General features: G+C 52.3%; 14 protein-coding genes. 5 read left to right on the top strand and 9 right to left on the bottom strand.

Going from position 1 to position 15,885, the window contains the following annotated elements; translation table 11 throughout:
• The first annotated feature begins 18 nt into the window (after nucleotides 1-18).
• Both IGS51_RS12265 and IGS51_RS12260 read left to right on the top strand, forming a co-directional pair.
• Entirely contained in the window at nucleotides 19-1,386 is a 1,368-nt protein-coding gene (locus IGS51_RS12265; protein WP_297078649.1) for a cation:proton antiporter, read from the top strand.
• Nucleotides 1,387-1,509: 123 nt separating this feature from the next.
• Complete coding sequence (locus tag IGS51_RS12260; protein WP_297078648.1) at nucleotides 1,510-1,983, top strand: hypothetical protein; 474 nt, start codon at nucleotides 1,510-1,512, stop codon at nucleotides 1,981-1,983.
• A gap of 98 nt (nucleotides 1,984-2,081) precedes the next feature.
• Here IGS51_RS12260 and IGS51_RS12255 read toward each other — a convergent pair whose 3' ends face one another.
• Nucleotides 2,082-3,626: a tetratricopeptide repeat protein gene (locus IGS51_RS12255; RefSeq protein WP_297078647.1), complete on the bottom strand. Its 1,545-nt coding sequence runs from the start codon at nucleotides 3,624-3,626 to the stop codon at nucleotides 2,082-2,084.
• A 164-nt stretch (nucleotides 3,627-3,790) separates the two neighbouring features.
• Entirely contained in the window at nucleotides 3,791-5,248 is a 1,458-nt protein-coding gene (locus IGS51_RS12250) for a glycosyltransferase family 2 protein (protein WP_297078646.1), read from the bottom strand.
• A gap of 1,430 nt (nucleotides 5,249-6,678) precedes the next feature.
• On the opposite strand from IGS51_RS12250, the gene IGS51_RS12245 reads away from it, so the two are divergent.
• Both IGS51_RS12245 and IGS51_RS12240 read left to right on the top strand, forming a co-directional pair.
• Nucleotides 6,679-8,259 (top strand): hypothetical protein, encoded by a 1,581-nt coding sequence (locus IGS51_RS12245; RefSeq protein ID WP_297078645.1) that lies wholly within the window; start codon nucleotides 6,679-6,681, stop codon nucleotides 8,257-8,259.
• Between the two features lie 23 nt (nucleotides 8,260-8,282).
• Nucleotides 8,283-9,266, top strand: coding sequence for a glycoside hydrolase family 26 protein (locus IGS51_RS12240; protein ID WP_297078644.1), 984 nt, complete (start codon nucleotides 8,283-8,285; stop codon nucleotides 9,264-9,266).
• A gap of 67 nt (nucleotides 9,267-9,333) precedes the next feature.
• On the opposite strand, the gene IGS51_RS12235 is transcribed toward IGS51_RS12240, so the two are convergent.
• From IGS51_RS12235 to IGS51_RS12205, 7 genes are all read right to left on the bottom strand, one after another.
• The gene (locus tag IGS51_RS12235; protein ID WP_297078643.1) at nucleotides 9,334-10,398 is read right to left on the bottom strand and encodes an ABC transporter ATP-binding protein; all 1,065 of its coding nucleotides are present in this window, start codon (nucleotides 10,396-10,398) and stop codon (nucleotides 9,334-9,336) included.
• Between the two features lie 68 nt (nucleotides 10,399-10,466).
• On the bottom strand, nucleotides 10,467-10,919 hold the full coding sequence (locus tag IGS51_RS12230; RefSeq protein WP_367279330.1) for a nuclease: 453 nt from the start codon (nucleotides 10,917-10,919) through the stop codon (nucleotides 10,467-10,469).
• Nucleotides 10,916-11,200 carry a hypothetical protein gene (locus IGS51_RS12225; RefSeq protein ID WP_297078641.1) on the bottom strand — a complete coding sequence of 95 codons (285 nt, stop codon included), beginning with the start codon at nucleotides 11,198-11,200 and terminating at the stop codon, nucleotides 10,916-10,918. The genes IGS51_RS12230 and IGS51_RS12225 overlap by 4 nt, the downstream gene beginning before the upstream one ends.
• A 93-nt stretch (nucleotides 11,201-11,293) precedes the next feature.
• The gene (locus IGS51_RS12220; protein WP_297078640.1) at nucleotides 11,294-12,172 is read right to left on the bottom strand and encodes a carbohydrate ABC transporter permease; all 879 of its coding nucleotides are present in this window, start codon (nucleotides 12,170-12,172) and stop codon (nucleotides 11,294-11,296) included.
• Nucleotides 12,169-13,077: a carbohydrate ABC transporter permease gene (locus tag IGS51_RS12215; protein ID WP_297078639.1), complete on the bottom strand. Its 909-nt coding sequence runs from the start codon at nucleotides 13,075-13,077 to the stop codon at nucleotides 12,169-12,171. Before IGS51_RS12215 ends, IGS51_RS12220 begins: the two co-directional genes overlap by 4 nt.
• Before the next feature lie 118 nt (nucleotides 13,078-13,195).
• Complete coding sequence (locus IGS51_RS12210) at nucleotides 13,196-14,497, bottom strand: ABC transporter substrate-binding protein (protein WP_297078638.1); 1,302 nt, start codon at nucleotides 14,495-14,497, stop codon at nucleotides 13,196-13,198.
• Between the two features lie 349 nt (nucleotides 14,498-14,846).
• Nucleotides 14,847-15,113 carry a DUF2584 family protein gene (locus IGS51_RS12205; RefSeq protein ID WP_297078637.1) on the bottom strand — a complete coding sequence of 89 codons (267 nt, stop codon included), beginning with the start codon at nucleotides 15,111-15,113 and terminating at the stop codon, nucleotides 14,847-14,849.
• A 428-nt stretch (nucleotides 15,114-15,541) separates the two neighbouring features.
• On the opposite strand from IGS51_RS12205, the gene IGS51_RS12200 reads away from it, so the two are divergent.
• Nucleotides 15,542-15,796, top strand: a complete 255-nt coding sequence (locus IGS51_RS12200) for a hypothetical protein (RefSeq protein WP_172357414.1) — start codon at nucleotides 15,542-15,544, stop codon at nucleotides 15,794-15,796.
• The last annotated feature ends 89 nt before the right edge of the window (nucleotides 15,797-15,885 follow it).

Raw genomic sequence — 15,885 nt, 5'->3', positions numbered from 1 at the left:
TCCCAAAATGCCTTCTCGGTGGTCGCCGAGTCTGCTTCTCCGGAGGAAGCAACCTTTGTTCTCGGTAGCGTATTAGTCAGCCTGATTGTGGTCTATCTGGCGGCCAAGGCAGGCGGCGAACTCTGCGTCCGCGTGGGGCTACCCCCGGTGCTAGGAGAGCTAATTGGCGGCGTGGTGGTCGGGGTATCGGCCCTCCATCTGCTGGTGTTTCCCGAAAGCGGGTTCCAGGAATCTGGCTCCCTGATTATGCGGCTGATTGAGGCAACAAGCGGCGTTGGCACTGAGGCGGCAGGCGGCGTTTTTCAGGCAGAGAGCGAAGTCATCTCAGTGCTAGCCGAAATTGGGGTTATCATCCTGCTGTTTGAAATTGGGCTAGAGTCCGATTTGAAGGAACTCATCCGCGTCGGCCCCCAGGCGGCGGTCGTCGCTGTGATTGGGGTCGTGGTTCCCTTTGCCGCAGGTACAGCCGGACTCATGCTGCTGTTTGGGGTGCCGACGGTGCCCGCCATTTTTGCCGGAGCCGCGCTGACGGCGACCAGCATCGGCATCACTGCCAAAGTGCTGGCAGAAATCCAGAAGCTGAGTTCGCCCGAAGGTCAGATCATTATCGGCGCGGCGGTGTTGGACGATGTGCTGGGCATTATCGTGCTGGCAGTGGTCGCTAGTCTGGCCAAGACGGGCGAAGTCCAAATCGGCAACGTGATTTACCTGGTGGTCAGCGCGGCCGTGTTTCTCATCGGCTCCATCTTTTTGGGACGATTGCTCAGCCCCTTCTTTGTGGCGCTGGTGGATCGACTGAAAACGCGGGGGCAGTTGCTGATTGCCTCGCTGATTTTTGCTTTCGGACTTGCCTATATCGGTGCAGCCATTCAGCTAGAAGGAATCTTGGGTGCGTTTGCGGCGGGGCTGGTTCTGGCGGAAACCGAAAAGCGGGAAGAGCTAGAAGAGCAAATTATCCCGATCGCCGATATGCTCGTGCCCATTTTCTTTGTGGTGGTAGGAGCGCGTACCGATGTCAGCGTGCTGAACCCATTTAACCCGGAGAACCGTGAAGGGCTGATTATTGCAATTTTCCTGTTGGCAGTTGCGTTTTTGGGCAAGCTGGTAACGGGGTTGGGCGTGTTTGGCAAGCCGGGGATTAACCGATTGGCGATTGGCGTGGGCATGGTGCCCCGGGGCGAGGTCGGTCTGGTGTTTGTGGGTGTGGGTTCCGCGACGGGTGTGCTGTCAAAGTCGCTGGAGGCTGCCATTATCGTGATGGTGATCGGCACGACCTTCATTGCGCCTGCCCTGCTGCGGATCGTCTTTAAGGAGCCAGATTCGCCCTCAACTGGAACGGCGATCGCCCCCGAAGCCGCCGATGCCAGTGCTGTGTCTGCTGAGTAGCTACAAACCCTACGGTTTCTCGCAGGCCCCGGTTTTTCTCGTTGTAGGAAACCGGGGCTTTGCTTGATGCGTCTATGCGAGTTTAATAACTATTACTGGAGTCTGGAGACTGGGGAACCTGTAATGAAACAACGACTGACCGCAGCGCTAATGTCCTTCCTGCTGGCAGGCTGTGGGCTGGCGGGCGAGGTTGGAACTAATCCTGAAACGCCGCCGATGGCTCCTGCGCCCCGTGTGGGCGAGTTTTCTCTTGCAGAAAACAACCTCTACGGCTGTGGGATGGCGCTCTGGAAGGCAGACCGCACATCCCGCGAGCAATACGTCTTTTTCAACGGCATCGAAGACGGGTCGATGCGGATGCTGATTGACGGCAACTTGGTGGCGTTTCGCCGAGTCGATGGCAGCGGGCAAGATTTCTATGGACAAAAAACGACCCAGGTGTTTCGCAGCGCCGACGGAACCATCACCGCAACTGTCACCGTGACGCTAGGCGCAAAAGGCGAAATCGAAAGCGTGGGGATCGCCGATGGCACGATTCGGGTCGAGCGGGATGGGGCGACGGCGGAGGTTCCGGTCGTGGGCGATGCCGGGTGTTAAGCTACGGGTGTTAAGCTAATTTACTCATCGGACTGCCCTGACCCGACACTTTTTCCAAAAGCTCCCTGCACCAGTTTCTGGTATGGGACTGTTCAACGTCAAAACCGATACCGGAGCAGTCCCTGGATAGTTTGCTGAACCGAGTCAGGGCTGGAACTACCCTGCAACCGAGCGCTATTTGTCAGGCTGTAGCTCAAATCAAGCTGGGTACTTTCAGAAAAAGTGATCGTGCAGCGCGATCGCACTACATAGCTGCGATCGCTAGTCTCATCATATTGCTGTCGGCCCAGAGCGGCAGAGATTTGGCACTCTAGCGGGTCAAAGATGCGTCCTTGCCAGCCAACCTCGCCCAGATATAGAAAATAGTCGGGCGGCGCAAAGTAGCCGTTGTTGAAGTCGTCCGCATAGCTCCAATACAGCAGCGTCCCCGCAAGATAGAAATCGCCTAGCTCCTGCCGAAGATATAGCAACGCTTGATTTTCTGTATTGCCGTCGCTATACAAGCCCAGTGTGTAAGACAGAAACAGGCTTGTGTCTCGACCAATTTCCCAATACAGCGTTGGCTCAGCGCGAAAAGCCGTAATTTGATTTTCAAGGGCTTGTACATTTTCTTTGTAAGCCCCGTAGCGCAAGTTAGCTCCCAGGCTAAGATTGGGAGACACTGCCACGTTGAGCGCTGAATTAAAGCGAAAGGTGGGGTCTTCTCGGCTAAACAGATCAGCGCCGATAAAAGCCTGGAGGCTGTAGGGCGCAAAGCGTGTCTCAACGCCCAGATCTAGCCAATAGTTCTGGAGGGGTTCAAATCCAGACTGCTCAAAGTTGGTAAAACCAAGCCGAACGGTTGGAACTAGGTCGCTCCCAGAGACCGGAAACCGTATAGTCTGTTGCACAAGCTGGGACTCTTCGCCATTACTGGTAAATCGCCAGCGAAACTCAGTGTCAGCCCGAATGGTGCGGATCTCGCGGGCGATCGCCAGCGCTTCTGGATGCTGCGAATCGATGAGTGGTTGCAGCGTATCAAGAGCCTCAGAGATTTGCCCGGTAAACTGATAAGCCTTGGCCAAACCAATCCTCGCCTCTACAGAGTCAGGCAATCGCTCCAAAATATACTGATAGCGGGCGATCGCCTCCTGACTCCGCCCGTCCCAGAGTCTCACCTGCGCCTGCCCAAGCTGGGCTGATAAATTTTCAGGCTGGCGCTGCAATACGGCTCCGTAGGCCGTAAAAGCCTCAAAGTACTGACCAGACCAGCTCAAAACCTCAGCTAACCCCAACTGCACCGCTAGATTTTCTGGATCTTGCTCAACAATCTGGCGATAAAGCTGGATGGCTCGATCGTAGTCTCCTGACCAACTAGTGACCTCCGCCCGCTGTATCTGGAGGTCTACCCAATCCGGATACTCCGCAACGAGCTGATCCAACAGTTGCAGGCTACGGTCATATTGCTGGGTGTAAGAATACAGGGTGGAAAGCCTCATGCGGGCCGTGTAATTCTGCGGCGATCGCGCCAAAACAGACTCATAGAGGGCGATCGCGCCATTTAGATCGCCCTGAGCCTCTAACTCTGCCGCAGTCTGCAACTGCTGGTCAATCAGTTGCGCCTGCGTATCAGAAGAACCTGATGATTCGGCTGGTTCTATCACCAGGCTTGGAGACAAATCTTGGGCGACCAACAATCCTAGGGAGGCTGATCGAGGCTCCTGAGCCAAAACCGACAAAGCCAATACGCCTAAACCAGCACCAGCCAACACCACACTAAACAAGACAGATCTGACAAACATGCTTCTGAACTAGACGCTTCTAGCACCTATCGCAGAAAGTTTCCAAACATCGACCGAGGAAGCGGCGCATTCCTGGCCATCACCTCCACCCCATCACTCATCCGCAGCCCAACGGCAAACAGCATGAGCAGCGCTGAGAGGGCGATCGCCAATTTCTGCGGCAAGTACCGAGGCAACTTCTTAGCATGGTTCGCATTTTCACGAACATGAAGCCACACAATCGCTAGCGCTAGCCCAATGTAGATTCCTGCATTCAGCAAGGTCAAAAAATAGTAGCCCTTTGCGTGAATCACGTTATCCACCGCAATTACTGTAAGCCCTGCAACCACAGCCAGTAATAAATAAGGCGTCAGCACTTTGAAAGGCAGCGGCTTCGGCGCATTTGCCCCCTTGGGCGTAACGCGAAATGGCAGCTCTTTCTGCAAGATCCAGCTCACAGTTGCATTGAATACGCCCGCCAAAATCCAAGGCCAGCGCGCAAACTGAAACAATAACATCTCCCAACTGACAATCTTTGCGTTGTGTGGGCGCAAGCAGCCCCGCGTCGCAACCCACGCCACAGGCAGCAAACACGCCAAAGACAGCACTGTAGACCTTGCTACAAACTCCAGCCAACTCACCTGAACCCACGGCATATCAAAAATCAGCGCGATCGGCGGCATCAGCACACCCGCCAAAATCGTCAACCCAAAAATCGGATACCAAACCTGGGCAAAGAGAAACTGAAACTTGAGGCGGGGTGTCAACCCTCGCCAATAGCGAGGCGTAATAGCCAGCAAAACCATCATCAGACTGCGCGACCACTGATATTCCTGCACCAAAAAATCGGCAAAGCAGCCGGGGCCGTCTCCATGCGCCTCTGCATCAAAGGCAAAAACCCCCTTCCAGCCGTAGGAATTCATCATCAATGTTGTGGTGTGATCCTCGGCTAGCTCGGCCCCCAGCCCGCCAATCTCTTTCAGTGCCGCAGTCCGCACTGCGTAGTGACTACCAATACAAAGCGGTGCCCAGCCGTTGTTGTAGCCTGCCTGCAAAGAGCCATGCAGGGTAGCCTCTGCAAATAACCGCGCGTTCACAACCCAACTCTCATGAGCATTAGCATCGCAAATACTGGGTGCCGCGACATAGCCAACTTTTGGATCAACGAACGGGCGCAACATCGCCTTCAGATAGCCCGGTTCTGGAACATGATCGGCATCTAGTTGGGCAACAAAATCGTACTTCTCATATCCATACTTGTCATAAAAGTAAGCTAAATTTCCCTCTTTGCACTTGGTGCGTCTAGGCCAGTTCGACCGATGATACTCTTGAATGCCTTTTCGGGTTGAGATTCTAACTCGATGCTTGCGACACCAAGCAATTGTTTCGGGCTGCGGATCTTCATCTGCAAGCCAGGTGTCATGAGGATGAGACTGGCTGAGCATTGCTTCAAGAGTCTTGCGAACAATCGCCCACGGCTCTGAAGGAGCCTTTGTAACTACCATCGCCACACGCCAATTGGAAGGCAAGGCGATTTTTGGATTAGACCGCTTCATCTGTGCGGCAAAAAAGAAGTAATAGCCTGGGAGCAGGGTATTCCAAGCTATCAGCAAGCTTGTGATCACAGTTCCCGATACGCTAACGCGATTCTCGGTCTGAAGCCACCAAGCCCAAAACCAAACCAAGGCGATCGCCCAAATCCCTACCAGACTTAGGAAAATCACTTTGTCTCGCTGAGATAATACGTCCACCAGCAGAACTTCTTGTTCTGAAACAAGCAGAGAAATAGCACGAGATTTTGTCTGTAATCTAACTGTCATAAACGCGCCCAGATAAAAAGCTTAGTAGCTACGTCAAAAGCCAAACTCCTCGAAAGCAAGAAGGCTCAAAAAAGAGAGATAAAACTAGCTTGATAAAGCGCACAGAGGGCAAGAGATCGAGCAGCGATCGTTCAAAAACTTATCCAAAGCTTCTCAGATAAGATCACTTGTCTATGGTGTTTTGAAAGTAATAAAAATGCTAGTTCGCAGCAAAAAGCCGCAAATTAATCTTGCGCTTCTAGTTCAGCTTGGCAGCCAGATCAACTTGAAGAAAGCTCACAAAGAAAGGACATTGAAACTATGTCAAAAGCGTGAAGAATTTGCACCAGTTGATGCACTTTAGGCTGCATCTATTCAATAGCGCTAAAACTGGGTTTATCTCAAACTTCCGGCTCTCGCAAATGAGTAAATAGGAAATCTTGCCATAGCCTAACAAGGTGACTCCAGGAAATGCCTCAAAAACTGTTGAGAGGCATAGTGAGATCATCTAAAAAAACCATGTAAAGCCAACATCAAGATTCCTCCGAAAAAGCGTTGCCATCTCACAGGGATGCAGCTGGAACAGATTAGGTAGCCTCTTATACATAGAGCATGATCAGCTTAAAAGGACTTCCAGAAAATCTGCTGCCACCCGCTCCATGTCCTCTTGCACAATCAAACTGCTTAAAAAACTGCTTGTGATGAAACTCCTCAAAATGAACCAGTAGATGCTCCAAAGCCGCCGAAATATTCATAGCTCTCATAACCTTTATTTGAACCAAGGGGTTGCAGCACCAGACATGCATCCAGAATGCAAGCCCCAATCAAGAATCAGGGAATTCACTGAAGAACTTGATATTGCATAGATACCAGATGCGCGAAAAGTTTTGTTCCCTAACAGAGAGAATAAGCCAAGAATTTACACACCCTTGTTAAACAGGATACTTTATGTAAATTTTCTATAAATTTTCTTCTTCTACACGCTTCCACAACCCCAATTTCTTCATGAAGTTTGCGACGATTACCGTAAATCTACTGGGTCTAGTCTGACGTAATAGTTCTTGTTGCATCCCACAACGAACATCAAGGGAAGGTAAGGGTAGAAATTTCGGTTCATAGTTAGGACTCAAACAGACATGGGTGCAGATAGTACGAACGAGCTGATTGGATCTAGTAATACAAATGATTTACTTGTCATTCAAGACATGCCGCTCCCAGAGGGCGGGGCTGATACGAGCCTCGTTCTTGGTTCAGAGCATCAACTTTCCGATCGATTAGTAGAGCTAGCGCCAGAAGTTGCTTCCCCAGTTTCCAAAGATATTCCCCATCTCACGTTTACCCCCAATGGCCAGCCTGATGAAAAAATCGTGCTGGTAGGTATTGACTGGGGCTATGAAACTGGGGCGATCGCAACTAAACAGAGCTATGGGCTGAATCTTAAGCAGGGCTTCAATCCTTACATTGCTGGAAAGCAAGTCGGTGATCCTGTTTATCGGAGACAACTGGCAACGATGAAAGCCGGTTTTTTCCGATATCACCATGCAGATCAGATGAAAGATGCGTGGACGAATGTGAATGGCTGGGTCATTTCTCCTGACAATGCAGACTACCGCTGGGATCGAGACAAGATTGCTTTGGCAATGGATGCACCCTTCGACGGAAATCCAATGCTGAAGATAAATATTGCAAACTGGCCAAAATTTTTAGCGGCAGAGGGCGATCGCCCTTTGTCGCTGCCTGATGTGCCGGAAGAGTTGTTGGTTTCAGTAGGTCGGCTGCGCCCTGAGATGATTGATGCCTATGCAGAGTTTTGTGCTGATTTAGTTCGGATTATTAATCTCGAACAAAAGCGCGGCGTTGTTTACTGGGAAGTGCTAAATGAAATGGATCAAATTTATAGTTCACCAGAAGCAATGCGTCAGCTAGCTGAGATCTATGTCCGTGCTGCCACTGCAATGAAAGCAGTTGATCCAACGATCAAAGTAGGTGGGCCGAGCTTTACCTGGCCAGATCGATTAGATCTTGTGAACCCATTTATTGAAGTTGCCTATCCTCACCTAGATTTTGTGTCCTATCACTCTTATACAAGTGGGAGTCTCGAAGACTCAAATACCTCTATTTGGGACAGTGCCAACACTCTCGGCAGCCGCACTGCTACAATCCGATGGGTTTTGCAGAAATATGGCGATCGTCCGATTGAGACATTTCACAACGAGTTTAATTTAAGCTACAGACCGCCTGATCCTAGAATGAATAATGTTGTTGGAGCCGTTTATGACGCTCTAGCACTTGCATCAATTACTCGTTCAGGCGCAACAGGGACTTTAGCTTGGGCCGAAGCAGATGGCTGGTATGGCAAGCTAAGCCCGTTTGGCGAGTGGGAGCGCCGTCCGTCGTCTTACGTTTTTCAGCTTTACAATGATTTACTGTTAGGCAATGTAGTTGCTGCATCTTCAACTGATGAGCAAGCGATTAGCGTCTATGCTACTAATGCTGAAGGTTGGGACGCATTTTCTCTGGTTAATCGATCGATGCAAGACCAGACTATACAACTCTTTTTCCAGGGCTGGGAATCCCCTTACAATCCTGATTTACCCGTTAGAGTTTATCAGATTAGTGAGTCAGGTCTTAGTTGGGGAACTATGTCTTTTGGAGCGATTTCCAGCCAGCCGTTGACTCTGCCTGTAAACACAATTACAGTCTTTGAAGTGTCATAGATCTAGAAATAGGAACAAAACGTATGACCCGACTTATCAAGGCTCTTTTGCTTGGGATCGTTGGGGCTTTCCTATTTATTAAGCTGGCCAACACAGTCCAAGTTATGAATCGACACAGCATCGCATTTGGTGTGTACGATCCGCACCAAGCGTTTCAGCATCCAGAAGTGTTAATCGAGCATCACTTTGTTCCCTGGCGTTTAGATAATGCGAGAGAGCTAGACGAAGCTTTGAAATCAGCGCGACATAATCATCGTTTGCCGATGATTACACTGGAACCGTGGCCTTGGAACTGGAATGGTATGACAAATGAAACATTGTTCCAAGACATTTTATCTGGCAAGTATGACAGAACTATCGAGCGAGTTTTGAATGTGCTGAAGCAGCAATATCCTCAGAAAGTGCTGTTTAGATGGGCACATGAAATGGAAATGGTAGGTCAGTATCCCTGGTCAAAAGAAGACAGCAGTAATTACATCCGGGTCTATCATTATGTGGTTGACTATGCGCGTCGGCTTGGTCTAAGCAATGTTTTTTGGGTATGGTCTCCTGCTGGCAATCGCTCTGCTCGATCATACTACCCAGGTTCAGATTATGTAGATTTTGTCGGAATTTCTCTCTATGCCACGAAGGAGTGGAATACTCAAAACTCAAACCAGCTTCCTTCTTTTTCCAAGCTAATTTCCGAGAAATATTGGATTGCCAATCACTTTAATAAGCCGATGATTATTAGTGAGGTAGGCGTGGCTGGCTCTGAAGATGCAATCAATCAGTGGATTACAGATGCTATCAATAGTCTCGCCCAATATCCAAAAGTAAAGGCTTGGGTTTACTTCAATCAAGTTCAGCCTCACATTGTCCCGCTTCCTATCGGTTTTCCTGATTGGGAGCTATCCCAGCAACAGATCTATCTTCTCACTAGCCAGTGGCAAGCATATAACAGAAGCCGTTTAGGGACTGATAACATTCAAGCTTTCATTATGAGCCGGGGAGAATGGCAGCCCTGACCACTTTATTTAAAGTCTGCTTAGACAAATTTTGTAAAGTTGCCTTGTAAAAACTAAGGCGTTTTAATCAAAGGCGATCGCCCGTTTCTGCCTCAAACCAGTGCAGGGATTCCAGCGGCAGCGCTAGCGCAATCTCGTCTGAGTTCCACTGAGCATCCATCGGCAGCAGCGCCCGCAGCGTGCGATCGTTTGCGCCAGGAATGCGAACGCTGACCAGATTACTCATGCCCAGATGCTCAGTTAGAAATACCCTGCCTCGAAGGAGGGTTGGATCGCTGGCGTTTGCCAGCCGCACCTGCTCTGGACGAATGCCGAGCGTAACGGCAGAAAGGGACTTGAGGCGATCGGGCAGGGGAATTTTGGCATCGTTGAGCAGGGCAAACCCGGCTTCGCAGGTGAGATCAAACAGGTTCATTTGGGGACTGCCGACGAAGCCTGCCACAAACCGATTAGCTGGGTGGCGATAGATCTCCGCAGGCGGCGCGAGCTGCTGGAGTTCGCCGTTGTTCAGTACGGCAACCTTCGTCGAAAGGGTCATGGCTTCGGTCTGGTCGTGGGTGACGTAGACGACGGGGGCTTGCTGTTCTGCAAAAAGCTGCTTTAGATCTGCCCGCACCTGCTCGCGCAGCAGGGCATCGAGATTACTCAGCGGCTCATCCAGCAAAAAGACTTCTGGCTGCCGAACGAGGGCCCGACCCAGCGCCACCCGCTGCCGCTGCCCCCCCGAAAGCTGACCAGGCTTGCGGTCTAGCAAGTTGCCCAGCCCCAGCACCTCGGACGCAGAGGCGACCCGCTGCCGAATTTCTTCTGGGGGAACCCGCCGCAGCTTCAGTCCCGACGCAATGTTGTCGAACACCGACAGGTGCGGATACAGGGCGTAGCTCTGAAAGACCATTGCAATGTTGCGATCGCCCGGTGGGATGTGGGTGACGGGGCGATCGCCAATCACCACGTCGCCCCGCGTCGGCTGCTCCAGTCCGGCAATCATCCGCAAAATCGTAGACTTGCCGCAGCCCGACGGCCCCAGCAGCGTCAAAAACTCGCCGTCTCCCACCGCTAGACTCAAATCTTTCACAGGCACCACGCTGGCGCTGTAGGTTTTATTGAGGTGTCGCAATTCGAGTTTAGACATGGGAGTTAGGGGTGCAGAAATATGGAATTAGAGAGTACAAGCTGCTTGGCTGATGTTTGATTTGACCCTTAGGTTGGCGCGATATTTTGCCATAGTTCAGCAGAGATAAATTTTGATAAATGACCGATGTTTGTAGTTGCAATCACTACGCCCGAACTCGAAAAAGTCATTGCCTGAGCTATCAAAATCATGTCTCCATCAATGGTTTTATCGCCTGCCGTAGGCTGACCCTGTTGACGGGCTTCTGCCCAAAGTTGGACGGCCTGACACATCGCAATAGTTGTAATTGGCAAATAATCCAGTAGTTTAGCCAGATCCTCTAAACGAGCAATTCCCTTCTGTTTATTGGCGCGTAATAGTTCGCGTCGAGCTTCATAATCTGCAATTTCTGGAATCACAACTTGACTGCCAGATGTGAGGTGGGCTTGAAGCCATCGAGTACAGGCAGCGCTTTCAGCAGAGAGCTTCGGGTTGGTTGCTAAGCCCAATGGCCCGGTGTCTAACACGATGACTCGGCTCACCAAGTAATCCCCTTTAATTCAGATGGAAACAATCTGCGATCGGATAATCGATCATGGTCTAATGCGTCCACCAAATATTGTCCTGTTTCCCGTTGCTCTTCCACGTCTTCATCATCTAGCCACGACTGGAGCAATTTAACGGCTTCGGTTTGCCGCTGTTTCAACAAAATAGACGCTGTTAAAAGCTGCAAAGCTAATGCCTCAACTGAAAGCCCTTTTTGACTGGCTTCTTGTAAAAGATATTGTTCTAATTCTGGTGACAGGTTGAGGGTGAGCGTCATAGATTTCTTGGAGTCATATTCTACATTTTAAGTATCAAGTTAAGTATCCAAAATTCTCTGCTCAGTTGCCTCGTTTAGACCAGGATCGCTGGATTAGCCCTTCACCGCGCCGGAGGTGAGTCCCTGGACGATGCGGCGCTGGAACAGGAGGACTAGCACGACCAGCGGCAGCGTGCCGACGACGGTGGCGGCGGCGAGGGGGCCGTAGGGCACTTCAAAGATGCTGGTGCCGCCGATTTGGGCAGCGGCGACGGGGACGGTTTTCATTGACTCGCGGGTGATGAAGGTGAGCGCAAAGATAAACTCGTTCCAGGCGAAGATGAACGCCAGAATGCCCGTGGTGACCAGGGCAGGGGCGGTGAGCGGCAGCAGGATTTGCGTCAGCATTTGCCCCGTATTGTAGCCATCGACCTTGGCGGAGTCTTCTAGGTCGCGGGGAAGCTGCTGAAAGAAGCTCCGCATCACCAAAATCGTCAGGGGCAGGTTGATCGCAGTGTAGGGAATGATCAGCGCCAGGTAGTTGTTGCCCAGACCTGCCGCCCGCACTAGCTCCAGCAGTCCCAGAAACAGCAGGATATAGGGAAACAGCGTGACGATCAGGATCAGCGACAGCAGAATATTTTCGCCGGGGAGCTTGAGCCGGGCCAGGGCGTAAGCGGCGGGTGTGCCGATCGCCAGACACAGGAGGGTGGAAATTACCGCAATTACCAGACTGTTCAGCAGATAGGTGAGGAACGGGCGGCGGCTGAACAGTTCCGCATAGTGCTGGAGTGTGAAGCGGGTGGGGAAGTAGACATTGGGCACGGCGGAAATGTCGGCGTTTGTTTTCACCGAGGTCAACACCTGCCACAGGATGGGCGCGAGGCTGAGGATCACGATGAGGGCGATCGCCCCGCTCATTCCCACCTGTCGCCACGAGAGCTGACTGCGCTGAGCATCGGTCGAAATCGGCTGAGTCGTCTGAGTCGTCATCCTGTTTCTCCTGAGGCACTGCGGGCTTTGGACAGGAGCAGCGTGGCGATCGCCACCACCGCCACCAGCAGCAAAAACGTCACCACCACCAGCGCCGCGCCATAGCCAAAGTCGAGATAGCGCATCACCGTGGCATAGATATAGACAGACACCGTTTCCGTTGCGCCCGCCGGCCCGCCGCCCGTCATCACCTGCACCAGGTCAAAAATGCCAAAGGCCTGGGCAAAGCGAAACAGCGACGCAATCACGATTTGCGGCATCAGCAGTGGCAGCGTAATCTGGCGGAAGCTCTGCCAGCGGGTAGCCCCGTCCATCGCATGGGCTTCGTAGAGGTCTTGCGGAATGGATTGCAACCCCGCCAGCAGCAAAATCGCCACAAAGGAGGTCGTCTTCCACACGTCCGCCGCGATCACCGCCAGCATGGCCAGCGTCGGGTCCCCCAGCCAGTTCACGCCCGATCGCAAAATGCCCAGCCGCATCAGGATGTCATTCCACACGCCGTACTGGTCGTTGAAAATCCACACCCAGCCCAGGGCAATCAGCGCCGTCGGCAGCGCCCAGGGCAAAATGGCGATCGTCCGCACCCAGCCCCGCCCGCGAAACGCCTGATTTAGCACCAGCGCCATGCCCATGCCCAAAATTAGCTCCAGCGTTAGCGAGGCCAGCGTGAACACGGTTGTATTGCCCAGGCTTTGCCAGAAGCGCCCGTCCGTTGCCATGCGCCCCAGATTCTCGAAGCCCGAAAACACGGGCTGAAGCTCGGTTCCCAGGTTTTGGGTAAACAGCCCCAGCCAAAACGCCCGCAAAATCGGATAGGCATACACCACCGCCAGCAGCAGCAGCGCCGGAGCCACTAGCAGCCAGCCCGTGCGGCGATTGCGTTGTTGGAGCGTGGGTTGGGGCATGGGGATTTTGGATTTTGGGTTTTGGATTTTGGATTTTGGGTGTGCGAACGGGGATGGTGGCTTGCGTCCTAATCTATTGTCCTCATCTATGCCTTTCTGGGCTTCTGGGTTTTCTGAGTTACGTTCCTAACAGTCGTCGGGTTTCCGCTGCGGCTGCCTGCATTGCGTCTGCGGGCGAACTGCGGCCGGTGATGGCGGCGCTGAGGTAGCGCTGGAGGATGTCGGATGCCTGGGCGTATTGCCCGATAGGGGGACGCAGCACGGTGGCATCGAGGACGGGCAGCAGGGCGGGATAATGGCTGAATTTTTCGACGATGGCGGGGTCTGTGAAGAGCGATCGCCTCGTGGGGACGTAGCTGCTTTCCAGGATGAACTGCCGCTGGGCTTCGGTGCTGGTGAAAAACTCGATGACGCGCCACGCTTCGTCGGGATGGCGACTGGTCTTGGCTATGCCAAAGCCCCAACCGCCCTGGCACGCGCCGCTGCCAAAGCCAGGGGCATGAACCATCGGCTTGATGCCAAATTTGCCGCGAATGACGGAATCTTCGGTATTGCTGAGGGCCCAGGCGTAGGGCCAGCTTCGCATAAAGACCGTGTTGCCGCTTTGGAACAGACGCAGGGCTTCGTTTTCTTGGTAAGTCGTCACGCCGGGGGGCGAAATGCCCTCATCGATGGTGCGCTTGAGGAATTCCGCAGCGGCGATCGCCCCTGGAGCGTCCAGCCCCACCTCCCGCGTCTCCGGGTTCACCCAAAACGCGCCGAAGCCCTCCAAGATTTCTACAAACATCGCAGCCAGCCCTTCATACTGCCGTCCCTGCCAGACATAGCCCCAATCGGCCAATCCGGCCTGCTTGGCGGCGCGGGAAATCTCCAGCAGTTCGTCAAACGTGTCGGGCGGGGTTGCCCCAAGCTGTTCCAGAATGTCGGTGCGGTAGTAGAGCATTCCGGCATCAGAGCGGAGGGGAATGCGGTATAGCCCGTCGCGATAGCGGCCGCCGTCGATGTCGGTGGTTAGAAAATCCGAAAAGTCGCTCTGGGCCGCGCGATCGCTCAAATCCAGCAGCCAGCCCGCCGCCGCAAACTTGGGAACCCAGACGATATCCATATACACCAGGTCGTAGGGCGAGTCGCCCAGCAAAAACGACGAGGTGTAGAGATCTTCGACCAGATTGGTGGCGTTGGGGCCCTCGATCACGTCTAGCTTGATGTCGGGATTTTGCGCCTCAAATTCCTGAATGAGCGAGGCCCATTGCGTGCCCTCTAAGGCCTGAATCAGCACCGAAACATGGGTCGGCTGCTGCGCTAGCCCCATTCGTCCAACTGCCAGAAGGCTGATACAGAGCGCGATCGCCAGCCCAACCCAGCGCCAGTTCAGCCGTCTTCTGCCAGACCCCAGGGGCGATCGCCCAAACCCATCCATCCTGCTGCCCACCCATCACAACATTGCCACCCTGCGAGAAAAATCAGGGCTGTGTTCGTTCCCTTTCAAGAAACCACAGGAAGAGGGCGATCGCCCGTCAAAGGCTCAGATTTGCAACGAAACTTAAAGCGATCGCCAGCAAGGGTTCAAAGCGCGATCGCCACTTTTACTAATTTCGATAAAAATATTAGTCCCAAATACTAGTCCCAAATACTAGTCCCAAATATTAGCCGCAAATATTAGCCACAAATACTAGTCCCACTCAGTCTAGATAGGTCGCATTTCTAGAATCATTCAGTTGGACTTTTCTGTCCCCCACTTCAGTTTCACATCGCGCCCTGATCATCTTTTAAGCTTTGGTCAAAAAGGGAGACTCGTATATCCTATCAATCTCGAAATCTATACTGGTAACTCCGTTTTCCCAAACAAGCTTGTGAATTTTAATGTCTGCATGAGCAAACCAATCCTCATCCACTAAAGGAATGGGAACATCTATTGGAACAATTCTATATCCCTCTTTTTGGGCAGAATATCTCTTTCCCTTCTCAAGTGGAGAAGGATAGCCTTGAGAAGGCTTTAACTTTAAGATGCTATTAACTTCACAGGGCATTCCCATAATTTTTCTTCAAGCTATTATTTCAGAACTTACCACCTGCGATAAATTTTCTGGGTTTTGGAAGATTTCTCGCTGGCTGTGTCCGCGAGCAATCCTCCAGATGCGTAAGTCCTATGGTTACAGAAAGACTTTGTATTGACCAGGAAGCCAGCTAACAGTCGCGTGCAGACTGCTTAAAGATCCTTCGATAATTATGATAATTATCAGGACGCTGTTGGTCAGAGACGGCGTTGAACCGAGATGGGATGCTGGAGGCGGGGGCCGGCGTGTTTTTATCCAAGCGCTATGCCGTAAACGACTTGCTGCAATGCGCCTATGACATGCCCGATCCCTGAATAAGCCTTAAGAGGTGGGCGATCGCCTTGAAAATTAGGGATAATTAGGTTAACCACAGGTTAAGAACTCGTTAAGCCCTCAAGGAGGCATTCATGGCTGATTACTCTGATTTCTTCGCGCCGCGCAGCCGCTACTACGGCCCGGTCAAACCCGAAAACCTGGTGTTCAACGCCAACCTGCAAGAGTTTTCCCACCGAGTCAGCCTGCTGTGCGGTCTGGAAACCAACGGCAAACTCTCGCCCGAAGAAACCTACCAAGAGATTAAATCGCTCTGGAAGCAGCTCAAACAGTCTAAAAAAGCGCTGGGCATTGGGCAGGCTCCGAGTGCTGCCGACGACGATCACTGACTGGGCATTCCAGTCTTTCAAGCGTCCCAAACAACAGTTCAAATGGGGAGTTCAGACCGCTGGACTCCCTTTCTGCTTTCTGGTCTGGA

Source organism: Thermoleptolyngbya sp. M55_K2018_002, from assembly GCF_015295965.1.
GTDB lineage: Bacteria > Cyanobacteriota > Cyanobacteriia > Elainellales > Elainellaceae > Thermoleptolyngbya > Thermoleptolyngbya sichuanensis.
The sequence above is the reverse complement of the archived record's forward strand: the minus strand, read 5'-3'. Positions and strand labels throughout refer to the sequence as shown.

Bases quoted from the DNA above. Each gene is read 5' to 3' on its own strand.
- IGS51_RS12250 (WP_297078646.1), bottom strand. From the start codon at position 5,248: ATGGTAGTTACAAAGGCTCCTTCAGAGCCGTGGGCGATTGTTCGCAAG.
- IGS51_RS12200 (WP_172357414.1), top strand. From the start codon at position 15,542: ATGGCTGATTACTCTGATTTCTTCGCGCCGCGCAGCCGCTACTACGGC.
- IGS51_RS12210 (WP_297078638.1), bottom strand. From the start codon at position 14,497: ATGGATGGGTTTGGGCGATCGCCCCTGGGGTCTGGCAGAAGACGGCTG.
- IGS51_RS12205 (WP_297078637.1), bottom strand. From the start codon at position 15,113: ATGGGAATGCCCTGTGAAGTTAATAGCATCTTAAAGTTAAAGCCTTCT.
- IGS51_RS12225 (WP_297078641.1), bottom strand. From the start codon at position 11,200: ATGACGCTCACCCTCAACCTGTCACCAGAATTAGAACAATATCTTTTA.
- IGS51_RS12260 (WP_297078648.1), top strand. From the start codon at position 1,510: ATGAAACAACGACTGACCGCAGCGCTAATGTCCTTCCTGCTGGCAGGC.
- IGS51_RS12215 (WP_297078639.1), bottom strand. From the start codon at position 13,077: ATGCCCCAACCCACGCTCCAACAACGCAATCGCCGCACGGGCTGGCTG.
- IGS51_RS12235 (WP_297078643.1), bottom strand. From the start codon at position 10,398: ATGTCTAAACTCGAATTGCGACACCTCAATAAAACCTACAGCGCCAGC.
- IGS51_RS12220 (WP_297078640.1), bottom strand. From the start codon at position 12,172: ATGACGACTCAGACGACTCAGCCGATTTCGACCGATGCTCAGCGCAGT.
- IGS51_RS12245 (WP_297078645.1), top strand. From the start codon at position 6,679: ATGGGTGCAGATAGTACGAACGAGCTGATTGGATCTAGTAATACAAAT.
- IGS51_RS12240 (WP_297078644.1), top strand. From the start codon at position 8,283: ATGACCCGACTTATCAAGGCTCTTTTGCTTGGGATCGTTGGGGCTTTC.